The sequence below is a fragment of the Aminobacter sp. MET-1 genome, assembly GCF_026521175.1.
GTDB lineage: Bacteria > Pseudomonadota > Alphaproteobacteria > Rhizobiales > Rhizobiaceae > Aminobacter.
This window is the reverse complement of record NZ_JAMSHL010000003.1, coordinates 236304-261604: the sequence shown is the minus strand read 5'-3', so window position 1 is coordinate 261604 and position 25301 is coordinate 236304. Positions and strand designations below refer to the sequence as shown.

At 64.8% G+C, this 25301-nt stretch carries 27 protein-coding genes; 11 read left to right on the top strand and 16 right to left on the bottom strand.

Translation table 11 applies throughout. The features are described from left to right. Positions 1–4: 4 nt before the first annotated feature. Entirely contained in the window at positions 5–3052 is a 3048-nt protein-coding gene (gene uvrB / locus NDO48_RS06275; RefSeq protein WP_018428965.1) for an excinuclease ABC subunit UvrB, read from the bottom strand. A 109-nt stretch (positions 3053–3161) separates the two neighbouring features. Further along, a complete protein-coding gene (locus NDO48_RS06270) occupies positions 3162–3596 on the bottom strand; it encodes an SH3 domain-containing protein (RefSeq protein ID WP_018428964.1) in 435 nt (144 codons plus the stop codon). A gap of 251 nt (positions 3597–3847) precedes the next feature. On the opposite strand from NDO48_RS06270, the gene NDO48_RS06265 reads away from it, so the two are divergent. From NDO48_RS06265 to NDO48_RS06255, 3 genes are all read left to right on the top strand, one after another. Beyond that, positions 3848–4945, top strand: a complete 1098-nt coding sequence (locus tag NDO48_RS06265) for a glycosyltransferase family 4 protein (RefSeq protein WP_018428963.1) — start codon at positions 3848–3850, stop codon at positions 4943–4945. Between the two features lie 68 nt (positions 4946–5013). Then, a complete protein-coding gene (locus NDO48_RS06260) occupies positions 5014–6057 on the top strand; it encodes a CapA family protein (protein WP_018428962.1) in 1044 nt (347 codons plus the stop codon). A gap of 263 nt (positions 6058–6320) precedes the next feature. Then, positions 6321–7274 carry a DUF3137 domain-containing protein gene (locus tag NDO48_RS06255; protein WP_018428961.1) on the top strand — a complete coding sequence of 318 codons (954 nt, stop codon included), beginning with the start codon at positions 6321–6323 and terminating at the stop codon, positions 7272–7274. Positions 7275–7329: 55 nt separating this feature from the next. On the opposite strand, the gene NDO48_RS06250 is transcribed toward NDO48_RS06255, so the two are convergent. Further along, complete coding sequence (locus NDO48_RS06250; protein ID WP_040456868.1) at positions 7330–7587, bottom strand: SemiSWEET transporter; 258 nt, start codon at positions 7585–7587, stop codon at positions 7330–7332. 455 nt (positions 7588–8042) lie between these two features. Here NDO48_RS06250 and NDO48_RS06245 point away from each other — a divergent pair, with 455 nt between their 5' ends. Next, complete coding sequence (locus tag NDO48_RS06245) at positions 8043–8285, top strand: DUF1344 domain-containing protein (protein ID WP_018428959.1); 243 nt, start codon at positions 8043–8045, stop codon at positions 8283–8285. Between the two features lie 125 nt (positions 8286–8410). Here the strand turns inward: NDO48_RS06245 and NDO48_RS06240 are convergent, their stop codons facing one another. Next, a complete protein-coding gene (locus NDO48_RS06240; protein WP_018428958.1) occupies positions 8411–8830 on the bottom strand; it encodes a hypothetical protein in 420 nt (139 codons plus the stop codon). Positions 8831–9082: 252 nt separating this feature from the next. Here NDO48_RS06240 and NDO48_RS06235 point away from each other — a divergent pair, with 252 nt between their 5' ends. After that, a complete protein-coding gene (locus tag NDO48_RS06235) occupies positions 9083–10021 on the top strand; it encodes a diacylglycerol/lipid kinase family protein (RefSeq protein ID WP_026227395.1) in 939 nt (312 codons plus the stop codon). Between the two features lie 190 nt (positions 10022–10211). On the opposite strand, the gene NDO48_RS06230 is transcribed toward NDO48_RS06235, so the two are convergent. From NDO48_RS06230 to NDO48_RS06215, 4 genes are all read right to left on the bottom strand, one after another. Beyond that, positions 10212–10433, bottom strand: coding sequence for a DUF6500 family protein (locus NDO48_RS06230; protein ID WP_018428956.1), 222 nt, complete (start codon positions 10431–10433; stop codon positions 10212–10214). Positions 10434–10509: 76 nt separating this feature from the next. Then, complete coding sequence (locus NDO48_RS06225) at positions 10510–11427, bottom strand: NAD(P)-dependent oxidoreductase (RefSeq protein WP_267321132.1); 918 nt, start codon at positions 11425–11427, stop codon at positions 10510–10512. A 7-nt stretch (positions 11428–11434) separates the two neighbouring features. Then, positions 11435–12646 (bottom strand): mandelate racemase/muconate lactonizing enzyme family protein, encoded by a 1212-nt coding sequence (locus NDO48_RS06220; protein WP_267321131.1) that lies wholly within the window; start codon positions 12644–12646, stop codon positions 11435–11437. An 81-nt stretch (positions 12647–12727) separates the two neighbouring features. Continuing rightward, a complete protein-coding gene (locus NDO48_RS06215) occupies positions 12728–14344 on the bottom strand; it encodes a GMC family oxidoreductase (RefSeq protein WP_267321130.1) in 1617 nt (538 codons plus the stop codon). A 181-nt stretch (positions 14345–14525) separates the two neighbouring features. Here NDO48_RS06215 and NDO48_RS06210 point away from each other — a divergent pair, with 181 nt between their 5' ends. Then, positions 14526–14918 carry an acyl-CoA thioesterase gene (locus NDO48_RS06210; protein ID WP_018428952.1) on the top strand — a complete coding sequence of 131 codons (393 nt, stop codon included), beginning with the start codon at positions 14526–14528 and terminating at the stop codon, positions 14916–14918. 3 nt (positions 14919–14921) lie between these two features. Here the strand turns inward: NDO48_RS06210 and NDO48_RS06205 are convergent, their stop codons facing one another. Further along, complete coding sequence (locus NDO48_RS06205) at positions 14922–15236, bottom strand: hypothetical protein (protein ID WP_157632774.1); 315 nt, start codon at positions 15234–15236, stop codon at positions 14922–14924. Between the two features lie 44 nt (positions 15237–15280). After that, positions 15281–15649, bottom strand: a complete 369-nt coding sequence (locus NDO48_RS06200; protein WP_267321129.1) for a winged helix-turn-helix transcriptional regulator — start codon at positions 15647–15649, stop codon at positions 15281–15283. 108 nt (positions 15650–15757) lie between these two features. Between NDO48_RS06200 and NDO48_RS06195 the strand changes: the two genes are divergently transcribed. Beyond that, positions 15758–16363 carry an NADPH-dependent FMN reductase gene (locus tag NDO48_RS06195; protein ID WP_018428949.1) on the top strand — a complete coding sequence of 202 codons (606 nt, stop codon included), beginning with the start codon at positions 15758–15760 and terminating at the stop codon, positions 16361–16363. Between the two features lie 138 nt (positions 16364–16501). Here NDO48_RS06195 and NDO48_RS06190 read toward each other — a convergent pair whose 3' ends face one another. The 5 genes from NDO48_RS06190 to NDO48_RS06170 form a co-directional block, all read right to left on the bottom strand. After that, the gene (locus NDO48_RS06190) at positions 16502–17812 is read right to left on the bottom strand and encodes a hemolysin family protein (RefSeq protein ID WP_018428948.1); all 1311 of its coding nucleotides are present in this window, start codon (positions 17810–17812) and stop codon (positions 16502–16504) included. 82 nt (positions 17813–17894) lie between these two features. Continuing rightward, complete coding sequence (locus NDO48_RS06185; RefSeq protein ID WP_267321128.1) at positions 17895–18593, bottom strand: LssY C-terminal domain-containing protein; 699 nt, start codon at positions 18591–18593, stop codon at positions 17895–17897. A 109-nt stretch (positions 18594–18702) separates the two neighbouring features. Continuing rightward, positions 18703–19710, bottom strand: coding sequence for an extensin family protein (locus NDO48_RS06180; protein WP_267321127.1), 1008 nt, complete (start codon positions 19708–19710; stop codon positions 18703–18705). A 102-nt stretch (positions 19711–19812) separates the two neighbouring features. Beyond that, positions 19813–20664: an extensin family protein gene (locus tag NDO48_RS06175; protein WP_267321126.1), complete on the bottom strand. Its 852-nt coding sequence runs from the start codon at positions 20662–20664 to the stop codon at positions 19813–19815. A 101-nt stretch (positions 20665–20765) separates the two neighbouring features. Beyond that, on the bottom strand, positions 20766–21191 hold the full coding sequence (locus NDO48_RS06170; RefSeq protein WP_267321190.1) for a DUF3775 domain-containing protein: 426 nt from the start codon (positions 21189–21191) through the stop codon (positions 20766–20768). A 269-nt stretch (positions 21192–21460) separates the two neighbouring features. Here NDO48_RS06170 and NDO48_RS06165 point away from each other — a divergent pair, with 269 nt between their 5' ends. The 4 genes from NDO48_RS06165 to msrA all read left to right on the top strand — a co-directional run bounded on the left by NDO48_RS06165 (position 21461) and on the right by msrA (position 23825). Then, a complete protein-coding gene (locus tag NDO48_RS06165) occupies positions 21461–21811 on the top strand; it encodes a DMT family protein (protein ID WP_018428943.1) in 351 nt (116 codons plus the stop codon). Between the two features lie 67 nt (positions 21812–21878). Then, positions 21879–22508, top strand: a complete 630-nt coding sequence (locus tag NDO48_RS06160) for a tetratricopeptide repeat protein (protein WP_267321125.1) — start codon at positions 21879–21881, stop codon at positions 22506–22508. Between the two features lie 132 nt (positions 22509–22640). Continuing rightward, positions 22641–23174: a tetratricopeptide repeat protein gene (locus NDO48_RS06155; protein WP_267321124.1), complete on the top strand. Its 534-nt coding sequence runs from the start codon at positions 22641–22643 to the stop codon at positions 23172–23174. A 141-nt stretch (positions 23175–23315) separates the two neighbouring features. After that, positions 23316–23825: a peptide-methionine (S)-S-oxide reductase MsrA gene (gene msrA, locus NDO48_RS06150; protein ID WP_267321123.1), complete on the top strand. Its 510-nt coding sequence runs from the start codon at positions 23316–23318 to the stop codon at positions 23823–23825. Between the two features lie 112 nt (positions 23826–23937). Here the strand turns inward: msrA and NDO48_RS06145 are convergent, their stop codons facing one another. After that, positions 23938–25071, bottom strand: a complete 1134-nt coding sequence (locus NDO48_RS06145) for a PQQ-dependent sugar dehydrogenase (protein WP_267321122.1) — start codon at positions 25069–25071, stop codon at positions 23938–23940. Positions 25072–25301 lie beyond the last annotated feature (230 nt).

Below are 25301 nucleotides of genomic sequence, written 5' to 3'. Positions count from 1 at the left end.
TTGCTTATTTCCCCGGCCGTCCTGATTTGCCCGGCCGCCGCTTTTCGCGCGCGGCTTCGGCCGGGTCCTCGTAGGAGCCGGCGCCGATCTTGGCGCGCTTGATCGGCTTGACGCCTTCGACCGGCTTTTCGGTGCGGCGGACGGTCATCTCGTCGAGGTTGTTCTTCTTGAACAGCGACTTGCCGTCGTCGGGAACGCCATAGTCGGAGCCGTGGGCTTCTGCCGCCGATTGTTTCTTGAACAGCGAGCGCGACACGGCGCCGGCTGGCGTCGTCATGTCGGTGCCCGGGCCCATGTCGTCGATATGAGGCTTGGCAAACAGCGACTTGCCCGACGGCCTTGTGCCGTCGGCGCCCATTTCATCGAGTTCGGGCTTGCGGAACATGTTGGGGCGCGCGGCCTTGGCGGCCTCCTCGGCGGCGCGCGCCTCGTCGAGCTTGCGGAAACGCTCCTGCTCCTCGGCGGTGCGGTGCTTGGCGACGCCCTTGTTGTGCTTGCCCTTCTCGCGGCCCGAGGACGGGCTCTGACCCTCGACCTCGCGGGCCAGCGGATCGTCGGAGATGGCGAGCTCCATCTCGCGCAGGCGCTTGATCTCGTCGCGGATGCGGGCCGCTTTCTCGAAGTCGAGGTCGGTGGCGGCGTTGCGCATCTGCTTGTCGAGGGCTTCGAGATGGGCCTTGAGGTTGTTGCCCATCATCGAACCGGCATCGTCGGTGAACTGCGAGATGTCGGCGCGGACGTGGTCCTTCTCGTAGACCGAATCGAGGATGTCGGAGATGCGCGACTTGACGCTCTCCGGCGTGATGCCGTTGGCCTCGTTCCACACCATCTGCTTTTCGCGGCGGCGCGTGGTCTCGGCCATCGCGCGCTCCATCGAGCCGGTGATCTGGTCGGCGTAGAGGATGACCTTGCCGTCGACGTTACGCGCCGCGCGGCCGATGGTCTGGATCAGCGAGGTTTCGGAACGCAGGAAGCCTTCCTTGTCGGCGTCGAGGATGGCGACGAAACCGCATTCGGGAATGTCGAGGCCTTCGCGCAGCAGGTTGATGCCGACCAGCACGTCGAAGGCGCCGAGGCGCAGGTCGCGCAGAATCTCGATGCGCTCCAGCGTGTCGATGTCGGAGTGCATGTAGCGGACGCGGACGCCGTTTTCGTGCAGGTATTCGGTCAGGTCCTCGGCCATGCGCTTGGTCAGCACCGTCACCAGCGTGCGGTAGCCGGCCCTGGTCGTCTCCCGGATTTCGCCGACGACATCGTCGACCTGGTTCTTGGCGGGGCGCACCTCGACCGGCGGGTCGATCAGACCGGTCGGGCGGATGACCTGCTCGGCGAACACGCCGCCGGCCTCTTCCATTTCCCACTGTCCCGGCGTGGCCGAGACGCCGATGGTGAGCGGGCGCATGGCGTCCCATTCCTCGAAGCGCAGCGGACGGTTGTCCATGCAGGACGGCAGGCGGAAGCCGTATTCGGCCAGCGTCGCCTTACGACGGAAGTCGCCCCTGTACATGCCGCCGATCTGGGGCACGGTGACGTGGCTTTCGTCGATGAAGACGAGCGCGTTGTCGGGGATGTATTCGAACAGGGTCGGCGGCGGATCGCCGGGGCGGCGGCCGGTGAGATAGCGCGAATAGTTTTCGATGCCGGCGCAGGAGCCGGTGGCCTCGAGCATCTCGAGGTCGAAGCGGGTGCGCTGTTCCAGACGCTGGGCCTCGAGCAGGCGGCCAGCCTTTTCAAGCTCTTGCAGGCGGTGCTGCAGCTCTTCCTTGATCGACTTGATGGCCTGATTCAAGGTCGGGCGCGGCGTCACATAGTGCGAGTTGGCGTAGATCTTGACCGACTTGAGGTCGCCGGTCTTCTGCCCGGTGAGCGGGTCGAACTCGGTGATCTGCTCGATTTCGTCGCCGAACAGCGAGATGCGCCAGGCCGAGTCTTCAAGGTGGGCGGGGAAGATCTCGATGGTGTCGCCGCGCACGCGGAACGAGCCGCGCACGAAGTTGATGTCCTGGCGCTTGTATTGCTGGGCGACGAGGTCGGCGAGCAGCTGGCGCTGGTCGAGCCGGTCGCCGACCTGCATCTGGAAGGTCATCGCCGTATAGGTTTCGACCGAGCCGATACCGTAGATGCAGGACACCGAGGCGACGATGATGACGTCGTCGCGTTCGAGCAGCGATCGCGTCGCCGAGTGGCGCATGCGGTCGATCTGCTCGTTGATGGTCGATTCCTTCTCGATATAGGTGTCGGTGCGCGGGACGTAGGCCTCGGGCTGGTAGTAGTCGTAATAGGAGACGAAATACTCGACCGCGTTGTCGGGGAAGAACTTCTTGAACTCGGCATAGAGCTGGGCGGCCAGCGTCTTGTTGGGCGCGAGGATCAGCGCCGGGCGCTGCGTCTGCTCGATCACCTTGGCCATGGTGAAGGTCTTGCCCGAGCCGGTGACGCCGAGCAGCACCTGGGTACGGTCGGCATTGCCGACGCCCTCGACGAGGTCCTTGATGGCGGTGGGCTGGTCGCCGGCCGGCTCGAACTCCGACTGCATGACGATCTGGATGCCGCCTTCGGATTTTTCCGGCCGGGCGGGGCGGTGGGGAACCCAGATCTCGCCGTTTTTGTGCAGCGGGTTGCCGCTCTCGATGAGCGCCGAAAGCGCGGCCACCGTGGCGGTGACGCCTGAATTGGACAGCGACGCCGCGTCCTCAAGCGAAATGTCGAGGCCGGCGACCGGGTTGAGGCCGGCGGCCGCGCGTTCCTTGGCGGAGGCAGCGCCACCCATCGAGGTGCCGCGCGCCGAACGGGTCGGCGCCGAGCTCTTCTCGGGGATCTTTTTGGCCTTGGGCTGGGGCTTTTCCGCTTCCCGCGCGATCTCGTCGGCCCAGTCGGAGATCGACCCGGACAAGGGGGCTCCCGTGAACTCAGCCTGAGGCACCTCGCCGAAACCATCGCGATGCAGCGGTTCGGACGCGTCGAGATAGGCGGTCACGCCATTGCCGCCGCGCTTGTTCGCAGCACGTCCAGAGATCGCCGAAGGCGATTTTTTGTCGGGAGATTTGGCCATGAGCGGAATATGGGCGGTATCGGTCCAAATGGAAAGGGCGCGGCGCCGGAAAGCCGGCGCACGCGCCCATGCCTGTTCTTGCTGCTGACAACAGGCTGTCAGGAAGTGCCTACCGCGGGCAGGGGAAGCCGGGCGCTATCTTGCAGTGCGCGCCGGGCGGACGCGGCCTGGGTGGCCGTGGCTTGGGCGGGCGATTCCAGTTCGGAGGCCGGTTCCAGTGCGGCGGACGATAATGCGGCGGACGCACGACGATGGTCGGCGCCACGATCACTGCCGGCGGGCGGCCGACATAGTCGGAGAGAAAGTTGGCCGAGACCCATCCCCTCAGCCTCGGGCCGTAGACATTGCACCAGTTGCCTTCGCAGCCGCGCAGGTCGACGGGCGTGCCCTCACGCAGCATTCCGACCTTGGCATAGCCGGTGCCGGGGCCGCTGCGGACGTTGACATTGCCGGTGGTGAAGGCGTCGGCCGCCATGGCTATCGCCGGCAGTACCATCGTCCCGGCCAGCACCGCTGCGGTGACGGCAAGTTTTCGAAACATCATGGGCAGTTCTCCGAGCCGAAGTTCATGTCGAACCATGACAAGCTAACGCTCCTTGTCATTCTGGCCAGTGGCCTGATGTCGTTATGCTTTATACCTGTGTAACGATGCGATTGTTGCCGTGCCGCAGGCTTTTGCCATATTTAAGCCACGGCTAATGGCTTCTGGTCGCGCACCATCTGTCGGACCGGTCGCAAGCACGTGATCCCAGCGCAATCGTCGTTTGAACATCTGCCGGCCGATGCGAGGGGCGCATGAAGATCGTGCATCTGGTCGGCCATGGCGGGCTGAATGGCGTGGCAACGAGTTCCAGGATGCTGATCCAGGCCCAGCTCGACGCCGGCCACGACATCATGCTCGTCCAGATGAAAGGCTCGTGGATCGAAGGCCAGCCGTTCAATGGCCCGATCCGGACGGTCACGTCCGACCTGTTCTCCAAGCCGGACGAACTTCGCCGCGTCGGCTATGCCATTCGCGACTGGGGCGAGGACGTCGTCCACGCCCATGGCAGCCGGGCCAACAAGTTCGGGCTCGTGTTCCGCTGTGCCGCCGGCACGCCCGTCGTCATGACGGCGCATGCGCGGCAGTTCCAGCTGCCCTGGCTGTTTGCGCATGAGGTCATCGCGCCGAGCAAATGGACCGCGGATTATTATGCCAGGCACATGCTGGTTTCGCGCCGCCGCCTCCATCTCATTCCGAACATGTTCGACACCGGCAGCATCGCGCCCGCAACCGCCGAACGCAGGCGCGCGGCGCGCCGCGCCCTGGGCATCCGGGAAGAGGCATTCCTGATCGGCTCGATCGGGCACCTGTCTCAGCGCAAGAACCAGCTCGACATGGTCGGTGTGCTGCGCGGGTTGCTGGCCGGCGGTGTCGATGCGGAGCTGCTGGTGATCGGCGCAGATATCGACGGGGTCGAGCCGATGCCCGGCTGGAACGCCGCCTTGGCCGGTTCCGAGGTTGAGGGCAGAGTCCATCTGCCGGGGCAGCGCAAAGATGCTCTGAATCTGCTGCCGGCCTTCGACCTGTTTCTGATGACGTCGCGCGACGAGCAGGCGCCGATCGCACCGCTGGAGGCCATGGCGGCTGAAATAGCTGTGTTGTCGACGCGCGTCGGCAACATGGTGGACCTGTTGCCGGAGGAGCGCCTGTTTGCCGTCGGCGATGTCGAGGGCATGACGGCTGCCGCGTTGAGGCTCCGGGACAATGCGTTGCGTGCCACGCTGGGCGCGCAGGACAGGCAGACACTTGTGCGAAAGCTTGCCCCGCAGCGGATCGTCAGCGAGATCGACGGGGTCTATCGCCTGGCAATGGAACGGGCCGGCCGGCGTCCAAGACGACGCGCTGCATAAGTATAGCCGGGCCACCTTCGCACAATGTTTTGCTGGTAAGGTGGGTTGGGTGACAATTCAGGCGCAGCGTGTCCAACTATCCTCTCTCCTACAAGCTTTCCTGGCCGCTTCGCTTCCTGAAGCCGTCGTTGGGCGGGAACGTTCCGGGCTTCCTGCCGGCGCAGGGCGAATTCTTGCCGCCACCGCAGCGCAGTGCGCGGCTGGCCTTCGTCGGCGACATCTCCGCCGTGGCCAATCGCCGGCCGCCCGAATGCGATGCCGGTTTGCGGCAGCTGCTGGCATCGGCAGATCTGGTGATCGGCAATTGCGAGAGCCCGGTCGTCGAGCGGCCAACAGCCCGGCTGGGCATGCTGGTCGGTTCGCATCACGCCATGTCGGCACAGTTCCTCGAGGGCGCGCTGGGATCCGTGGGCATCAGCCATGACAGGCTGGTGCTGTCGCTTGCCAACAATCATGTGCTCGACCAGGGCATTGGCGGTTATGACGAGACGCTGGCGGCGCTGGCGAAGCTCGGCATCGCCACAACAGGCACCGATGTTGCGGCACGCAAGGTGGCGGTCGGTCCGCTGACGCTGGCGCTGGTCGCCTTCACGCAATGGCGCAACGCCGATGCCCAGGAATTTGCCGGTCGCGTCGGCATGGCCGAGGATTTTTTCGCGGGCTGCAAATCAGTGATACCAGGCTGCGAAGGTGTGGATCTCATTTGCGCCGTGCCGCACTGGGACTGGGAGTTCCGCCATTTTCCGCGGCCGCAGACGCGCGCCTGGGCCGAGCGCCTGGCCGAGCTCGGCGTCGGGCTCGCGGTCGGGCACCACGCCCATGTGGTGCAGCCGGTCGAGCGGATCGGCGACACACTGGTGGCTTATGGCGTCGGCGATTTTTTCGGCACCGCCTTTGCCAGGCAGCCCTGGCCGGGCCGGATCGGGGCGATCATGGTGGCCGAGATCAGCGCCGACGACGAGACGCGCGGGCAGGTGGCGTCGTATCGCATGGTGCCGTTTGCCCGGCTGCGCGCCGGCGACCGCGAACGGCTGCTACAGCTTGAAGCGGTGCCCGGCGCGGCGGGAGAGAGGATGCGGCAGCGTTGGGATGCGATTTTCGCCGGCGGCTAAGCAATTCCAGGAAAAGTGCGCAGCGGTTTTCGGTCAGGAATTGCGTAAGAACAAAAAGAGAGAGGGTTTTCCGCATTTCGAAGAAAAGCGGAAACCCTCCAGGAACCTGCTGATGCTCGCGACCTGATTCCGCATCCTGCTCCATGTCGTTGTTTCCGCATGATTTGCGCCGACCGGCCTTGCGAAAGACGCGGGCGACTTTTTCGCGGAATTGATTATCATCCGGCGGGGCTTGCCGGCCATGCCGGCATCTGGGGGACAGAATGAGCGCATCCGGTTTCATGCCCGACGAAGCAGTCATCGCCGGGATAAGACGAGACATCGAGGCCTATGAGGCGCAGCGCAAGGCGGCAATCCGGTCGGTGCGCTGGCGGGTGCCGGTCTATCTCGGCCTGCTGGTCGTCGTGGTCATCGGATTGGCCATGGTGCTCAATCTTGGCGCCGACCCTTACGAGCTCTGGTTCTCGACGCTGCATATCTATCTCTATCTGGCCGCCTTCCTCGCCTCCTTCGCCGTCTATGTGCTGGCGGCCAGCACCGGCGGCAACCTGCAGGCCTCGCTGCGCGACAAGCTGCTGCCGATCGCCTTCGGTTTTGTCCAGGACATCAGGCTCGCCAAGAACGTGACGCCGAAGAGCTTCGCCAGGCTGCCGCGCGAGACCATCGGCGACTTCGACGGCAGCCAGTTCGACGACGTCATCTCGGGCAGCTATGACGGCTTTTCATTCGAGCTCTACGAGGCGTCGCTGTGGCAGCGCTCCGGCAAGGCCGATGTCGAGCTGTTCGATGGCGTCGTCGTCGCCTTCGACATGGTCAAGCCGTTCGACGGCGTGCTGGTGGCAACGGTGAAGACCACTGCCGTCATGGGCTTTTTCCGGGAGATGTTCGGCGGCCGGCTGACGGAGATCAAGTCGGGCCTTGCCGATATCGACGCGGCCTATGATTTCCGCACCGACACTCCTGATGCCGCGCAGCCGCTGGTTTCGGGGCAGATGGCGCAGGCGCTCGGCTGGCTGAACGAGGTCTGGCCTGGCGCGCCGGCACGCATCGCCATCAATGGCAGCGACGGCTTCCTGCTCCTGCCCGACAAGAGGGACTTCTTCGAGCTTCCGCCCGATGCGGTCACTGTCGACTACAAGACCCATGTCGAGCCGATGATCGCCGATATCGCCACCATGCTGGCGACAGCGTCATTGGTGCGCAAGATCGGCACCTGACGCTCCTGGGCCTTGAAGCGTTTCGGAAACCGATCCCGGTCTGCGGGCCGATGCGTCAGCCGTAGCGCAGCTTGAGCCCGAGAATGGCGAGGATGAAGAGCAGCGTGACCGAGTTCGACAGGATGACGGGCAGCGAGCCGAGCGCCACGCCGTAGACGATCCAGAGCGAGATGCCGGTGGCAAGGGCCGCGTTGGTGCCGAGCGAGATGTCGCTCGTCTTGCGCTCGCGCAGGATCTTCAGGATCTGCGGAAGCCACGCAAGCGTGGTCAGGACAGCGGCGACGGAGCCGACGATTTCGAACAGGGGGTGCAAGGCGGGAGCTTTCAAATGAGCACGCTTTGTGCAGGCCAAGATATGCCAGAATCCGCGGGTGCTGTGAAGCGGCGCGCCTCGGCTGGACCAACGGAACAGTGGTGCAAAACGTCGCGGGGGCAGGCGGCAAACCCATGCTGGTCGTCGCCTGTTTCAGGTCTTTCGTGATCGGCGATCTCGAAATCCGGCACCGGAATGGCCGTGAGGTGACCGGCATATGACGGCGCCGAGACCTTGCCTGATATAGCTTTCGACGCTGCACAAGAGCAGCGAAGCAGGTTGCAAAGGCTTGTCCTGCCTTCGAATGTGGCAGAATTAAGCTTATGATTCTGTTCGATAATTTCACTCAACGTGATTTGCGGTGCGGCGTGGCGGCGGGCATTCTCCAGGTCGTTCGGCGGGCCTTGCTACGAGGGCAGGGCCAGCCCGGACAGACCAGAACGGGAGTACCAGACATGAACAAGATCCTTGCAACGGCCGTCGCTTCGCTTGCCTTCATTGGTGCCGCCTATGCGGCCGATCTCGAAGGCACCGTCGCCTCGGTCGATCCGGCAACGCGGTCGATCACGCTGGAAGACGGCAAGACCTATGTCGTGCCTGAGAGCATTTCGGTCGAAGGCCTCGCGGCCGGAGCCAAGGTGAAGGTGACCGTCGACGACACGACAGGTGCGGTGACGGCCATCGAAAAAGCCTCCTAGAACCCAAGGTTTCGCTGACGGCGCCCGGCCGGCATTCTCCCCGGCCGGGCGCCGAAGCGTTCCATCGGCGCCCTTCCAAGCTGCCGACGCCGGCCCTTCGGGGCCGGCAATCTTTTGTCCCCAGTCTAGAAGCCGGGGGCGAGGTTCTGGGCGAGCCAGGACGACGAGCGCCTGGCCGCATCAAGCGTTCCGGCGGCGGCGTTGCCGAAGCCATCGCGCACCAGCGCGTAGCCATTGGCGGTGCGATAGAGCACGGAGCGGCCGCCCTCGACGATGCCGGCCACCGTCGTCCGCTCGGCCGGCTTGGCCTCAATGACCTCAGATGGCGCCGATGCCAGTTGCGGCTCGGCAAAAACAGTGGTGCGGCAGATGCCGGTGACCAGCGGATAGTCGTGGTTGCCCTGATGCAGGATGCGGCTCTTCATCGCCGCCTCGCAGTCGGCGACCGAGGTCCATTGTGCCGGCGTCTCGCCGATATATTCACACAGCTTGGCATCGCAGTCGCAGCCGACAATGGTCATGGCGACAAGTGCTGACTTGATCACGGTCCGAATCCCCAGGGAAAGTTAACACTGCGATTTCTCTGCTGCGATCGCGGCGCCAGTTGGCCGCAATCATGGCATGATGGTGGCTTCGGCTTTCGCGGCAACGTTGTGGCGCACCGGAGCCGGTTCCGGCCTTGGCGGCTTGTGCTGCGAGTTGATGTGAACTTCCCAACCTTTTCCTTGCGCAATTGCCTCGGCGGCTAACAATGGGCGCGGAGGCGGCGGCCATTGACTGCCGGGAGGGTCTGGTTGGTGAAGATCGGCGTCATCAGGAATCCGGTGGCAGGCGGCGGGCGGCTCGACGCCCATTGGGCCGATGTCGTTGCGACGCTTTCGCAGCGCTTTTCCGACCTCGAGATCCGCGAAACCGAAGAGCCCGGCGACGGCGCGGTGCTGGCGCGCGATCTCGTCGCGCTCGGCTGCGAGATCGTCGTGGCCGCCGGTGGCGACGGCACGATCAGCGAGGTGGCCGACGGGCTTTTGCAGATGCAGGCCGAAACCGGCAGCACGGCGGCGCTCGGCATCCTGCCTTGCGGCACCGGCCTCGACTTCGCCCGCGGCTTGGGCATTCCGGTCGATGCCGCTGCGGCGGTCGAGCGCATCGCCAGCGGCACCGACCGGCTGATCGACGCCGGCCGCATTTCCTTCATCGAGGATCATGGCCGGCTGGCGAGCCGCCATTTCGTCAACATCGCCAGTCTGGGCATGTCGGGGGCGACGGTGCGCGCCGTCAATGCCGACAGGCGCAAGGGGCGCGGCTCGGCCAAGGCGCTGTTTTTCTGGCGCACTGTCGTCGAGTTCCTGCGCTACCGCTTCCAGGACGTGCGCATCACCGTCGACGATGGCGAACCGGTCGAGGCCAGGGTGGCGCTGGTGGCGGTGGCCAACGAAAAGTTCTTCGGCAGCGGCATGATGATCGCACCCGACGCCGTGCCCGACGACGGGCTGTTCGACATCGTCATCCTGCGCGCGGCAAGCAAGTTCAAGCTCATCTTCGACATCCGCCTGCTCTATGGCGGCCGCCACCGCAACCACCCGGCCATCACGATCATGCGCGGGCGCAAGGTGGTGGTCGAGCCGCTGGGCGATCCGCTGGCGAATGCGGCGCTGGTCGACATCGACGGCGAGTCGCCGGGGCACATTCCCGCGACCTACGAGATGGTGGCGAAGGTGCTGAAGGTGAGGTGTTGATTCAAGCAGGTCGGGAAGAGAGTCGGGAAATCAGCCTATGTGACTGATTTCCTTGCGCTGCCCTCATCCGCCTGCCGGCATCTTGTCCCCGGAAACAGGGAGCTGCGGCAACGTTTGCACCACGCTCTCGCCGTTCTTCGCAGGGAAAGGGTGAGGGCAGATTCGCAAGGGCAGTTTCCTGGCCGTCCGATCAGGCGTCCATGGACCTGACCATCGCCTCGATCTTCGTCGCCTTTTCGAAATGGTCGAGCTCGTGAGTGCGGATCCACCATTCGGCGGCCTCCATCAGAAGCTCCGGGTCGTCATTTCGGTTGGCGAAAAACGCATAGAACGACAGCCCGACATCGGGGCCCTTGGCGGCGATCTTGCGCGCGCACACGTCGAGTATTTTCGCCCTCAGGCTCGGCCTCACCGGAGATTCCCTTTCCGTCAAACGCGCGAGAGCTATCCCTCGGGCGTGGGAGGATGTCAAAGGCCGGCGCGCCCTGTCAGAGTTTCGCCGGGAAACCGGGTGCGCGCAGGTCGGCGCCGGTCGCATCCTCCAGCAGCCTGACGATCATCGTCGACCAGGCGTCGCCGCCATAGATTTCCTTGCCCTGCCGGAAGATGGCGTTGACGCGGTCGGCGAGGTCCAGCGGCACGCCGCCTTCGCGCGCCATGGAAAGCGCAAAACCCAGATCCTTCAGCGCCAGGTCCATGGTGAAGCCGATGTCGTAGGAGCCGTTGAGGACAAGCTGGCTCTCGGTCTCGTGGACGAAGCTGTTGCCCGAGGAGGCAACGATGGCGTGGTAGGCCTGGGCGAGATCGAGACCGCCCTTTTTCGCCAGCATCAACGCCTCGCCGGCGGCGACCAGGTGGATGAAGGCCAGCATGTTGGTGATGACTTTTATCACTGCCGCCGAGCCGATCGGTCCCATCAGGAAGGCGCGCGCGCACATGGCTTCGATCGCCTGATGGTGGCGGTCGTAGAGGGCTGCGTCGCCGCCGATCAGGGCCGTGATCCGGCCGTCGGCGGCGAGGTGGACGCCGCCGGTAACAGGACATTCGAGGGTTTCGACGCCGCCGGCTTTGGCCAGCGCCGCCAGCCGCACGACCTCGTCGCGGCCGTTGGTCGACATTTCGATCCAGGTCGCGCCCTTGGGCAGTCCGGCCAGCAACCCGTCGGGGCCGGTCAGCACCGCTTCGCTGATCTTGGGCGAGGGCAGGCAGGTGATGGCGTTGCCGGCGCGGGCGGCGGCGTCGGCCGGGCTTGTGGCGGCGCTTGCGCCCAGTGCTACGAGGCGCTCGATGGCTTCGGGGTTGCGGTCGTAGACGACGACCTCGAAGCCGCCACGCACAAGGCATGCCGCCAGATTGGCGCCGAGATGGCCGAGGCCGATGAAGGCGTAGGCGAGGGGCCGGGTCACACGCGCCTCATGGCATCAGTGGCGTCTGCATCATCTGCAAATGCAGATGCGAGCCGTCATAAGGATTGGCCTCGCACACCGCCTCGTCGAGCTCGACGCCGAGGCCGGGTTCCTTCGACGGAATGACGTTGCCGTCCTGCCATTCGATCTTCTTCTTCAGCAGCCTGGCGTGGAAGCCGTCCCACTGCTTGAGCGATTCCAGGATGAGGAAGTTGGGCAGGGTGACGGCGAGCTGGATGTTGGCGGCGCCGACGATCGGGCCGCAATAGCAGTGGGGCGCAATCTGGATGTGGTAGGCCTCGGCCATGGCGGCGATCTTCTTGGTTTCGAGGATGCCGCCGGAGCGGCCGAGATCCGGCTGGAGGATGGTGGCCGCCCGGTTTTCGATAACGCGGGCGAACTCGAATTTGGTCGTCAGCCGCTCGCCGGTCGCAATCGGGATCGAGGTGCCGCGTGCGACCTCGGCCATGACCTCCGGCATGTCAGGCGGCACCGGCTCCTCGAACCACAGGGGATCGTAGGGCTCTATGGCGCGCGCCATGCGCAGCGCGCCGGAGGCGGTGAACTGGCCATGCGTGCCGAACAATATGTCGGCGCGGGTGCCGACCGCCTCGCGGATCGCCTTGACCATGCGGGCCGACAAATCGATGTCGACGAGCCGGGGCTGGTGGCCGTCGAAGGCGGTGTAGGGGCCGGCCGGGTCGAGCTTCACGGCGGTGAAACCCTGGTCGATATAGAGGGCGGCGCATTCGGCCGCCATGTCGGGATCGTTGTAGACGTTTTTCGGCGCGACGTCCTCGGTGTGGACGCTGCCGGTGTGGGGGTAGAGATAGGTGTAGCTGCGCAGCGTCTCGTGCACCTGGCCGCCGAGCAGCTTGTAGACCGGCTTGCCGGCCTCCTTGCCGATGATGTCCCAGCAGGCCATCTCCAGCGCCGAGAAGCAGCCCATGGCCGAGACGTCGGGGCGCTGGGTGAAGCCGGAGGAATAGCAGCGGCGGAACAGGTTCTCGATGTCGTGCGGATCCTGTCCGACAAGATAGCGCTCGGCCATGTCCTCGATCATCCGCGCCGTCACATGGGCGGAGAAGGTGGCGTTGTAGGCCTCGCCGTAGCCGACGACGCCGCCGTCCGTTGTGAGCCTGACAAAGATGAAATACTTGCCGCCGATGCCGGGCGGCGGGTTGTTGACCACGAAGGTCTTGACGTCGGTGATCTTCATCGGTGGTCCTCCCGGTCGCGTGAAATCCTGGGCCTTAGACGCTGGCCCTCATCCGTCTGCAGCGTGAGTTCTCAAGGCTATTCACCCCGCATCCTCCAGCACCAGTTCGGCGCCCTTCCAGCCGGTCATGATCGAGGCGGCATTGGTGTTGCCGGTGATGTTGTCGGGGAAGATCGAGGCATCGATGACGCGCAGGCCGGAAATGCCGTGGACGCGCAGGCGCGGATCGACCACCGAGGTCGCCGGGTCCGGGCCCATGCGGCAGGTCGACACCGGATGGTAGACGGTGCCCGAGCGCTTGCGGAAATCCTGAATCAAGTCGGCGTCGGAAGCGATTGACGGACCTGGCAAAACCTCTTCCGCGATGATGTCCGCGATGGGCGACTGCGCGGCGAGCCTGCGCAGGAACTTGACCGCGTCGAGCATCTCGGCGACGTCGCTGTTGGTGGAAAACGCATTGGGCGTGATGCGCGGGTGGACGGTCGGATCGGCGGAGCGGATCATGATCTCGCCGCGGCTCGACGGGCGGCAATTGGACAGGCCGATGGAAAAGCCGGGGAAGGGATCGGGCGTCAGGATCGGGCGCTCGCCGGCCTTGGGCAGCACGGTGGAGAACACCTGGAAATAGAGCTGCATGTTGGGGCGGGCGCGGCTCATGTCGGTGCGGAAGAAGCCGCCGCCCTGGTTCATGCTCATCGACAGCGGGCCGGAGCGGAGCAACAGATATTGCATGCCGGCCAGCGCCTTGCCCCACCAGGGACGCAGGAGCTGGTTGAGCGTCGGCACCTTGGCCTTCCAGGTGTAGTTGATGCCCTGATGGTCCTGAAGGTTGCGGCCGACATGTTCGTTGGCGTGCAACACGTCAATGCCGAGATCGCCGCGCAGGGCCGCGGGGCCGATGCCCGAGAGCTGCAAGAGCTGGGGCGTGTTGATCGAACCGCCAGACAGGATCACCTCGCGTCCGGCGCGGGCGGTCTTCTTCACGCCATTCTGCAGATATTCGACGCCGACGGCGCGCTTGCCCTCGAACAGCACTTTCGTCACCAGCGCCTTCGTCTCGACGCGGACATTGGGACGCTTCATCGCCGGGCGCAGGAAGGCGCGCGCCGCCGACATGCGGCGACCGTCCCTGGTGGTGATTTGATAAATGCCCGCACCCTCCTGGGCCTCGCCGTTAAAGTCCTGATTCAACGGCAGGCCGGCTGCCTGGGCTGCGGCCAGGAAGCGGTGGGTCAGCGGGTGAACGTTCTTGCGGTTGTCGGTGACATGCACCGGTCCGCCCGTGCCGCGCAGGTCGGTCGCGCCTGCCTGGTTGTCCTCGATCGCCTTGAAGGCGGGCAAAAGGTCGTCGAACCCCCAGCCGGGATTGCCGGCGTCGCGCCAGGCGTCGAAATCCTCAGGCGCCCCCCGGATCCACACCATTGCGTTGATCGAACTCGACCCGCCCAGGATTTTCCCGCGCGGCCAATGATCCCGGTTGCCGGCAAGGCCCGGGTCGGCCTCGGCGGCGTAGTTCCAGTTCACTTCAGGGTCGAAGAAGGTCTTGCCGTAGCCGAGCGGCATCTGGACGAAGAAGCGGCGGTCGGTGCCGCCGGCCTCCAGCACCAGCACCGAGAAGCGTCTGCCGGCCGACAGCCGCTCGGCCACCACCGAACCGGCGGACCCTGAGCCGACTATGATGAAATCGAACGTCTGCATGCTGGTTGCGGCCTGTCGGAATTCCACGATGCGGCCAGACTATCGCCTCGGCAAAAGGCTTCGGCGTCGGTTACGGCATGGCCTGTGAAAAATACGACCGGGCAATGCCAGATATGCGGCGTTGACGCGGCTGCGGCAGCAAAGATACGGGTGAGGACGGGAACGATTCAGGGGGAAGACGATGGTCCACTATGCCGATGGCCAGCCGCGCGGCGAACTCACGCTGAGGACGCTTGCCATGCCGGCCGACGCCAATGCCGCCGGCGACATCTTCGGCGGCTGGGTCATGGCGCAGATGGATCTTGCCTGCGGCATCCGCGCCGCCGAGCGCGCCCGCGGCCGCGTGGTGACGGCGGCGGTCAAGGAAATGGCCTTTGCCAAGCCGATGAAGATCGGCGACACGCTGTGCATCTACACCCATGTCGAGCGCGTCGGCCGCACCTCGATGACGCTCAAGGTCGAGGCCTGGGCGCAGCGTTATCTCTCCGACATGATGGAAAAGGTGACCGACGCCGATTTCGTCATGGTCGCGCTCGACACGCAGGGCCGGCCGAAGCCGGTGCCGGCGGAGTAAGTTTCAGCCCGCTGGTCGGGCACAGGCCGAAGCAAGCAGTTCGTCCAGCTTTTCCGGGAAGGGCTGGCCGGGTTCATGTGCAAACTCGAAGATATCGGTCCTGCCCTCATATATTCGGTAGAGTTCGTATGTGTCGTCGAACACCTCTACCGATATCTGAGGTGAGCCGTCCCACCCCAGCAGGAGCGTTGGCCAATATCCCGGGCCGACATGCCCGGGCGGCGCCAGGCGCGCGCTCGTATGCTCGATGAAATCTTCGGCATTTCTGATCGTCTGCGGCGAGAATTCGCGCTCCTGCGACGACAGCAGCAGGCCCACGGCCTCTACGACTTCGGTCCAGTCCGGGCGCATCGAAATCCGGTCTACCCCGTCACCGCATCGAACTTCGTCCGCGCCTCGGCGACGCGACGCTGGTTGAGGCGGGCCCATTCGCCGAGCGCAAAGACCGGAACCAGAAGCTCGCGACCGAGATCGGTCAGCTCGTAGTCGACGCGCGGCGGGATCATCGGGAACACGGTACGGGTGATGAAGCCGTCACGCTCCAGCCCGCGCAGCGTCGTGGTCAGCATCTTCTGCGAAATGCCGCCGATGGCGTGGCGAAGCTCGTTGAAGCGCATCGGGCCGTCGCCGAGCTTGCCGACGACAAGCACGGTCCATTTGTCGCCGACACGCTGCAGGATATCGCTGACGGCGCGACAGTCTTCGGTGCGGTGCGGGTGCCTCGGTTTCAAAAAGGTGCCTCCTTGTGCAGGCGTTTCTCGGTCACCAATATAGTGTCGGTATCGAACAGATACCAATTCCGCCCGAGATACCGAGTAACCTACAGAGAGGTTCCTGCCATGTCCAAGCCCAAGATCGCCATCGTCGTCGGCTCGACGCGCGCCGCCCGCTTCGCCGACGTGCCCGTGGAGTGGTTCGCCAAGATCGCCAAGGCCCATTCCGACATCGAGGTCGAGATCGTCGACCTCAGAGATTTCCCGCTGCCGTTCTTCGACGAGGTCGCGTCCTCGGCGTGGGCGCCGTCCCAGAACGAAGTCGCCCAGCGCTGGCAGAAGAAGGTCGCCGAATTCGACGGCTTCGTCTTCACCGCCGCCGAATACAATCACGGCCCGACCGCCGTGCTCAAGAACGCGCTCGATTACGCCGCCAGGGAATGGAACAAGAAGCCGGCAGGTTTCATCGGCTATGGCGGCGTCGGTGGCGCGCGTGCCGTCGAGCAGTTGCGCATGCATGCCGTCGAGCTGCAGATGGCGCCGACCAAGGCTGCCGTTCACATCGTCTGGGCCGATTTCCTGGCCGTGCGCCAGGGCGAAAAGAAGCTGTCGGATTTCGAGCATCTCAACCAGTCCGCCAATGCGCTGGTCGATGAGATCGCGTGGTGGGCGAGGGCGCTCAAGATCGCGCGTGAGGCCGACGTGCTTGCCGAAGAAGCCAAGGCTGCCTGAGCAGCAATCCCAGGTTCCTCCCCCAGGGTTCCTTCCAAGAAAAAAGGGGTGGCGCGAGCCACCCCTTTTTCTTTTGTCCATTTGGGTTCGAGTGAATTGGCCCTCACCCGCCAGGTGAGGGCTGTTCGATAAATCGCGTCAGCGTGCCGGTTCGCGCTGCGCGCCGGGCAGGCGGGCGGCCAGCACCTTGTCGATGCGGCGGCCGTCGAGGTCGACGACCTCGAAACGCCAGCCCTGCGCATCGACGCATTCGCCGGTCGAAGGCAGGTGATGCATGTGCGACAGCACGTAACCGGCAACCGTTTCGTAGTCGCGGTTTTCGGGCAGGTCGATGCCGAGCAGGTCGGCCATCTCGTCGGCCTGCATGTAGCCGGCGAGCAGCCATGAGCCGTCCTCGCGCTGGACGGCGAATTCTTCCTCGTCCTCGTCGAGGTCGGAGCGGAAGACGCCGGTGATGGCTTCCAATATGTCGGCGGGCGTGACGATGCCTTCGAAATGGCCGTATTCGTCATGGACCAGCGCCATCGGCACGTCGGACTGCTTGAGGGTTGCAAGCACGTCGAGCGCATCGGCCTGGTCGTGGACGATGGGAGCCGGGCGGATGTGCTGGCGCGGGTCGAACGGACGGCCGGCGAGCAGGGCCGCCAGCAGTTCGCGGGTCTGGAGCACGCCGACCATGGCGTCGTCGGAGCCTTCGCCGGCCGGCAGGCGCGAATGCTGGGTTTCCATGAGAAGCTTGCGGACGGCCGCCTCGTCGGCCTGAAGGTTGATCCAGTCGACATCGGTGCGCGGGGTCATGACAGCGCGCACGGCGCGGTCGCCGAGACGCATGACGCCGGCGATCATGCGGCGCTCATCCGATTCGATGGTGCCGTGATGCTCGGCCTCCGCGACCAGCATCTTGATCTCCTCGTCGGTGACCTTTTCCTCGCTCTCGCCGCGCTGGCCGAGCAGCCAGAGGACGGCGCGGCCGGAGATGTCGAGCAGCCAGACGACTGGCAGCGCCACCTTGGCGAGCAGCGACATGGCAGGCGCGACGCGGGATGCGACGCCTTCGGGGTCGCGCAGCGCGATCTGCTTGGGCACGAGCTCGCCGATGATCAGCGAGGCATAGGTGATGACGGCGACGACGATGCCGACGCCGAGCGCGTTGGCGGCACCGACACTCATGCCGACACCGGCGAGATAGGCGGCGAGACGCTCGCCGAGGGTGGCGCCGGAGAAGGCGCCAGACAGCACGCCGACAAGCGTGATGCCGATCTGCACCGACGACAGGAACTTGCCTGGGTTGGAGCCGAGTTCGAGAGCGCGCGCCGCACCACTGACATTGCGGTCAATCATGGCCTTGAGGCGCGCGGGACGGGAAGAGACGATGGCAAGTTCGGACATTGCCAGAAGGCCGTTCACACAGATGAGGACGACCACGATACCGATTTCAGCGTAAAGCATAGCCGCCGCTCAATAGCATCTCGACTGCCGTTTCGGAAAGGTGGTCGCTGAAACTCTTTCGAAAGCCGCCACCGTGCCGCCGCTACTTGGCCTCGACCAGCACGGCCATGACGATCTTGCCGTCGGTGTAATAGGGGTTGCCCTGGGCATTGCGGCTCGCTGCGATGAAGCCGACGCCTGCTTCGGCCCTAGTGGATTGCAGGCAACCGACGGCATCGAGGCTGGCGATCACATAGTTGCGGGCGGCATCCAGGTCGGCTGCGATGCCATGGCTCTCGCTGCCGCCGAAATCGGAGTGTTCGTCGAGGGTGGCGCTTCCGTACCAGGTGGGGCGGCGTCCGTCGCCGCTGGCGAAGCTGTGCCAGAGACGCAGGCGATGGCGCTCCTTGCGACCGGCATCCGCCATGCGCTCGAACGCCATATCCTCTGTTTTGCCGTTCAGCAGCAGGATGCCCGATGGCAGGTTGTCTTCCTCGAAGTCGGGCAGGGAGGACGGGTTGTTTTCGTCGGCAAAGACGGGGCTCTTCTTGTCGGCCGGGCTCCAGCCGGCGGTCGCCATGGCGCTGACCACGTCGTGTTCGCTGCCGACCAGCCCGACATTTATTGGCTCGCCGTCGGCGCCGTCAGGCGTTTGCGTCATGTAGGATCCGGGCTCGAGCGCGCCGTCGAGCAGGCGCGACGACCAGAAGGCCGATGTCATGACATAGGCGAGCAGGAGGTATGTCGCGCAGATGGCGACGAACCAATAGGTCGCCTGTCGAAACAGATTTCCTCGTGCCATTTGACGCCGTCGCTCGCCAAACCGAACCAAGAATAAGCACAGACTAAAGAAATAGGCAATTGAACGTGTACAGGCTGATGAAAACGACTAACGGTTGCTTTTCCTCACATCAGCGGCAGGCGCGATAGCCGTTGCGGCGCTGCTTGATGTCGAAGTGGAAGTGGTTGCGGTGATCGTAGTTGTAGCCGGGACCGAGCACCGTGTTGAAGTAGCTGCAGCCATCGGCGCGGATGGTGTTGAGGAAGCCGCGGGTGCGGAAGGCGAACAGGCCGGGCTTTTCGACGTCGATGTCGCGGCCGCTGTTGAGCTCGATGCGCATGATGTCGAGCGCATTGCCCTTGCCATGCTCCGACAGCGTGCGGGTGCCGGCGATCTTGCGGCACGAATAGCTCGAGCCCTGGTGAATGGTCTTCACGCCCGAGAAGTAGCGCAGGCGGGCGGCGGGAACGAGGTCGCGCTTGGTCCAGGCGGCGAAGCTGGCCGCCATCTGGCAGGTCACGGTTGCCGCCGGCTTCATCTGCACCGAGCCGATGGCCGAAACCTTCACCGGATAGTCGATGCCGCAGGTCGGGCCGTCCTGGATCGACGGCAGGTCCTGGTATTGCACGCCGAGCTTCTTCAGATCGGAACGGCAGTCGACCTCGTCGGCCGGCATCACCGCAGGCACGCGCTGCGGCACCGTCCGCTGCAGCGTCGAGGGGTCCTCGGGCTTGGGATAGGCGACCATATAGGGATTGGACGGCACCAGCGTCTGCATGCCGCGGCCCTGGGCCGGGGCGAGCGAGGCGGTCTGCACCGGCTGGGGCATCTGCGGCTCGATCTGGCCGAGCTGTTCGGCCTGGGCGTCGAATGTCGGTTCGATCGGGGCGGAAGCCATCGTCTGCGACCCGGGCACCATGATCGGCGCGGGTTCCGCCTGCTGCGCGATTGCGGCACGGGGCAGGGAGGCCGTCTGCGAACCGACATCGACAGCCGGCTGCAGTGCGAAGACGTCGCCCGTGGTGCAGGCGCTGACGCCAAGGCCCGTGGCTGCGAGCGCAGCGGCAAGCCACAGCAGCCGCTGGCGCGGCAGGCTGGCTGGTCTGACTGTGATTTTGGCGCGCGAATGTGCGGCCATGCGCAGGCTCCTGTCCCTTAACGGAACGAGCCTAGCCGTTAACCGTAAAGGAAAGGTCAGCGCCGGGATTCATGGCTGCGGCGGAAATGCGGCCGGGACCGGCTATTGGCAAAACGTGCCGCCGTTCCTGCGTGGCGCCAGGTCGAAATGGAAATGGCGTGAATGATCGGCGTCGCTGCCGGGGCCGAGCACCGTCTTGAACGGACCGCAGGCGGCCTTGCGGACAGCGGCGAGAAATTTCGCCTCGGCTTGCGGCGGGGCCGGTTCGACCTCGATCTCCTTGCCCTTGGACAGCCTGAAGCCCGAGATGTCGAGGGCATTGCCGAAGGCATGCTCGGACAGCTTTCTTGTGCCGTTGCGCGGCCGGCAGACATAGCCGGAGGCCTGGTTGATCGACGCCAGCTCGTCGCCAAACTCCGCCTTCGCCGCCGGTGCGATCACATCGGCGGCGAATCGCACCGAGGCCTCGGCAGTGGCGCAGTTGACCACTGCGTCGGGCTCGAGGTCGACCGAGCGCGACAGGCGCTTGAGCTTGAGCGGAAAGGGCAGCGCACAGCCGTCGGCGGCACTTTGCGCCGGGCTTTCGTCGAACTCGGCGCCGAGCAGCTTCAAGCGCGCCCGGCAGGCCGTCTCCTCAGCGGGCATGGTGGCAGGTCTTTGCGCATGGGAGCGGGCGTCGGGCAGCATTTGCGGGGCGGGCGGGCCGAACATCTCGCCCGGCGCGGCCCGTGGCGCGCTTCGGTCGTCCGGGCGCGGCTGCGGTATCGGGATCGCGGCCTGCTCGGCGGGGCGTTCGTCCGGATTCGGGCGCGGCGTGTCGGTCAGCGGCGACAGCTGGGGTATCGGCGCCTGTGCCGGCAAATCGGGCTGCCTGGCCGATGCCTGAAGTGACGAGGCGGCCAGAAGGGCAGGGACAAGAAGCAGGAATGCGGTGTGGCGCGGGTCCAAATGCATCGCCGTCAACGGTCGATGCCATCGGCGGTTGCGTTTTCGGGCGCCGTCGAGGCATCACTTTCGGTGACGCCGGTGTCACCGAAACGCCTGAGGCCATACGGTCAGGCGCCCAGCACCTCGAGCCCTTCCTCGAGCCAGTCGCCCAGCATGGGCATGCCGAGCAGGTATTTCGCGGTGCGGCGGTTGCCGCGTTGGCGGGCTTCGGCCACGGCATCCTGCCATTCGGACGCGTCGTAGTCGCCGCGTCCGACCCAGGCGAGCGCCACCAGTTCGGCGGCTTCATCGACGTTGAGGTCGCCGATCAGTTCGCGCAGCTCGCGGGCGGTGAGGTCCTCGGTCTCTTCCTCGGCAAGCCCGTCGTGGTGATGGTTGTCCCTGGCGTCGCCGTCGAACTCGACCTCGTGCTCGGCGCCATCCTCGTAGTCTTCGTTGACGCCAGCACTGATCGCCTTGGCCTTGAGGATGAACAGGCGAACCGTGTCCGGGCCGATGGACAGGTCCCAATCCTTGTCACGCCGTTGCTGCACGATCGCGCTCCGGTCCTGCACCTTGGGCGTCGGCTCGAAAACCGGGATCGATTTTCGCAACGCGTGGTGCATAGGTCTAAAATCCTGGAGCATCCTTGGTGTCCGTCCGGACGCAGAGCGCTCCAGGCCAAGCCTCCCGCCCTGATGATACCGCATTTGGCGGCGACGTCATCAACTCGTTGTTTCGGCAGCCCGCTTCCGGTTGACATGACGCCGCGTCGGGCTGAAAGAAAGCCGAATTCCCCTCCCTCCATACACGGTTTCCCGCCATGGCAATGCTCCTGTCGCCGAAGATACTTCCGGTGCTGATGCTGATCGCATCCAACGTGTTCATGACTTTTGCCTGGTACGGGCACCTCAAGTTCAAGGCGGCGCCCCTTTACGCCGCCGTCATCTTCAGCTGGCTGATCGCCTTCTTCGAGTACTGGCTGGCGGTTCCGGCCAACCGCATCGGCCACGAGGTCTATTCGGCCGCCGAGCTCAAGACGATGCAGGAGGTGATCACGCTCACCGTCTTCGTCATCTTTTCGGTCTTCTATCTCAAGGAAGGCATCACCTGGAACCACGCGCTCGGCTTCATGCTGATCGGCGGCGGGGCCGCGCTCATCTTTCGCGGCTGATGCCGGACGAAATGCCGCCGTCCATGCGTTGACCTCGCCGAGGGGACGCAATGGTGGAGGTCAAGCCATGCAAACCCGATATCTCAAACTCCTGGCAAGCGTGCTCGTTTCATTGCCGCTGTTTGCGGCACCCGTGCTTTCGTCCGGTGGCGGCGGAGGGGGCGGCGGTGGCGGTGGTGGCGGTGGTGGAGGCGGCGGCATGTCCGGTGGCGGCATGTCCGGCAGCGGCGGCGGCAGCGGCAGTGGCAGTGGCAGTGGCGGCACCCAGATCAAGTGCCGTCCTGGTCTCATCTACAGCATCAGAAGCAAGAAGTGCGAGCATGCCAAGGCGGGCATGATCGATGACGAAAGCCTGTTCCTGGCGGGTCGTGCGCTGGCCATAGACGGCAAATATGACGATGCCATCAAGGTGCTGACGCTTGCTGCCGACAAGACCGACGCGCGTATCCTGAATTATCTCGGCTATTCGCACCGCAAGGCCGGGCGAATGCTTGTCGGCCTGGGCTACTACCAGGAGGCGATCCGCAACGACCCCAACTACATGCCTGTGCGGGAATATCTCGGCGAAGCGCACCTGACCTTCGGCGACATAGCGGGCGCCCGGGCGCAGCTTACCGAAATTGCCAGTCGCTGCGGCACGAGCTGCCGCGAGTATGGCTTCTTGTCGGAGCAGATCCACGGCTACGTCAAAAGCTAGGCAGCTATCCGGTGTGGCCTTTCGCTGCCGAGCCCGAAGGGCCGCCGGACGTTCGGTGTTTTCAGCGCTCGGCCGGATGAAACATCGCCTGAAATGCGTTAGCTTCCGTATGGGCAATCTCAGGAGGTGGCAATGCAGTCCCGATATCTGATGCTTGTGGCCGGTGCCGTGGTGGCGCTGCCATTGTTTGGGGCGCCGCTGTTTGCGGCGGGCGATGGCGGCAGCTCTGAACAGCAGCCCAAATGTACCGGTGGGCAGATCTACAACGGCAAGACCAAGAAATGCGAAGCGCCCAAGGCGGGCATGATCGACGACGACAGCATCTACAAGGCCGGCCGGGCGCTGGCCATGGACGGCAAATATGACGATGCCATCAAGGTGCTGACGCTTGCCGCCGACAAGACGGACCCGCGTATCCTGAACTACCTCGGCTACTCGCATCGCAAGGCCGGCCGCGTGCTCGTCGGCCTCGGTTATTACCAGGAAGCGCTGCGCAACAATCCGGACTACACGCTGGTGCGCGAATATATGGGCGAGGCCCATCTGATGCTTGGCGACGTCGCTGCCGCACGCGTGCAGCTGTCCGAGATCGAAAAGCGCTGCGGCAAGGGGTGCCGCGAATACGGCATGCTCGAAGAGCAGATCGAGAGCTATTTGAGGGGGTAAGCGAATAGTGAGTGGTGAGTAGTGAGGGGGCGGCGCTGGCTGCGACCGCTCTACTCACTATTGCCTGTTAACTCCCTTGCCGCTCGCAAATCCGGCCTCCCGACACTATCTGATAGCCATCACCAACAAGGGAGAAGCCGCATGACGACCGAGCAGGCAATTCTGGCTGGCGGGTGTTTCTGGGGAATGCAGGATCTGATCCGGCGTCTTCCCGGCGTCCTTTCCACGCGCGTCGGCTATTCCGGCGGCGATGTGCGGAATGCGACCTACCGCAACCATGGCAGCCATGCCGAGGCCATCGAAATCGTCTTCGACACGTCGAAGACGGATTTCCGCAACATCCTGGAGTTCTTCTTCCAGATCCACGACCCGACGACCCTGAACCGGCAGGGCAACGACCGCGGAACGAGCTATCGCTCGGCGATCTTCTACACCTCCGATGCGCAGAAGCAGGTTGCCGAGGAGACGATCAAGGACGTCGATGCGTCGGGCTTGTGGCCGGGCAAGGTGGTGACCGAACTGGCCGCCGCCGGCGACTTCTGGGAAGCCGAGCCGGAGCATCAGGACTATCTCGAGCGCTATCCGCATGGCTACACCTGCCATTTCGTCCGCCCAGGCTGGAAGCTGCCGCGCCGCTCGAGCGCTGCCTGACAGCGCTGCCTGGTATCGGCGTGGCCGTGCAGCCGCGTCGCCATCTGGCCACCGCATAGGCAAGGGGATCGGGCCAACGCCCGGTCCCTTTTTGTTGCTGGACGGATTGTTCCTAATCTGCCCTCGACAGCCTGATCACTGTCCCGTCATCCTCGTCCGTCAGCAGCCAGATCGCACCATCGGGTGCCTCGACCACGTCGCGGATGCGGCCGAAGCTGTCCTGCAGCATGCGCTCCTCCGACAGGATCTTTCCGCTGGCGTCGCGGTGCAGGCGGACCAGCATCTGGTACTTCAGCGCGCCCACGAGAAGGTCGCCCTGCCATTCGGGAAACATCTTGCCCCGGTAGCTGACCAGTCCTGACGGCGCGATCGAGGGGTCCCAGTAGTAGAGCGGCTGCTCGTAGCCGGGGGCGGCCGTTCCGATGCCGATCTTTGAGCCGTCATAGTCGGTGCCGTAGGTGATGACAGGCCAGCCATAATTCTTGCCGGCTTCGGGGTGGTTGATCTCGTCGCCGCCCTTGGCGCCGTGCTCGACCGTCATCAGCCCGCCCATGACGGGGTCGAGCGACGCGCCCTGGATGTTGCGGTGGCCCTTGGACCAGATCTCAGGCGCCATCTTCCTGCCGTCGGGCGAGGGGTTGTCGGAGGGAATCGATCCATCTGTCTTGATGCGTACGACGGCGCCCGCGGCGTCGTGCATGTCCTGTGAGCGCATGCGCTGGCCGAGGTCGCCTGTCGTGATGAACAGCGTGCCGTCGTCATTGACGATGATGCGCGCGCCAAAATGGACCCGTGCTTGGGACTTCTTGTCGGTTGCGAAGATGACCTTGAGGTCTTCGAGGCGTGGGGCAGAGCCGTCACGCACCAGCCTGGCGCGAGCCACCGTCGTGCCGATGCCACCGGGCCCGGCTTCCGAATAGGCGAAGAAGATCGTGCCGGATGTCTCGAAGTCCCTTGAAACAGCGATGTCGAGCAGCCCGCCTTCGCCGCCGACGGCAACCTTGGGCACCCCGGCGACGGGCTTGGACAGGCTGGAATCGGTGAGGATGCGGATACGGCCGGGGCGCTCGGTGACGATGGCCCCGCCGCCGGGCAGGAAGGCGAGGCCCCAGGGATGCTCGAGGTTGTCTGTGACGACGTCGGCACGCAGCCTGACCTTGTCGGTGGCAAAGCTCAGGCTCTCGGCCTGTGCGCCCTGCAAGGACAGCGTCAATGTCATGGCAAGCAGTGAAGTCCTGAAAATCATCGCCCGTCAGTTTCCGTTGCGTCGTTGCCGGCATTGCAACGCGCCGAAGCCCTGCAAATCCAATCACAAGGGGGTGACCGCAAGCGTCTCCTCAGGCGGCTTGCCAACAGGCCGATGGCAGCCGCGTCATTTTTTGACGTGAATTCTGCTGGAGTATTGCTATATTGAGGGGACATCGATGTGAGACGGTTCCGTTGGCGAGGCCACCGGACCGTTTTCTTTTTTGTGCC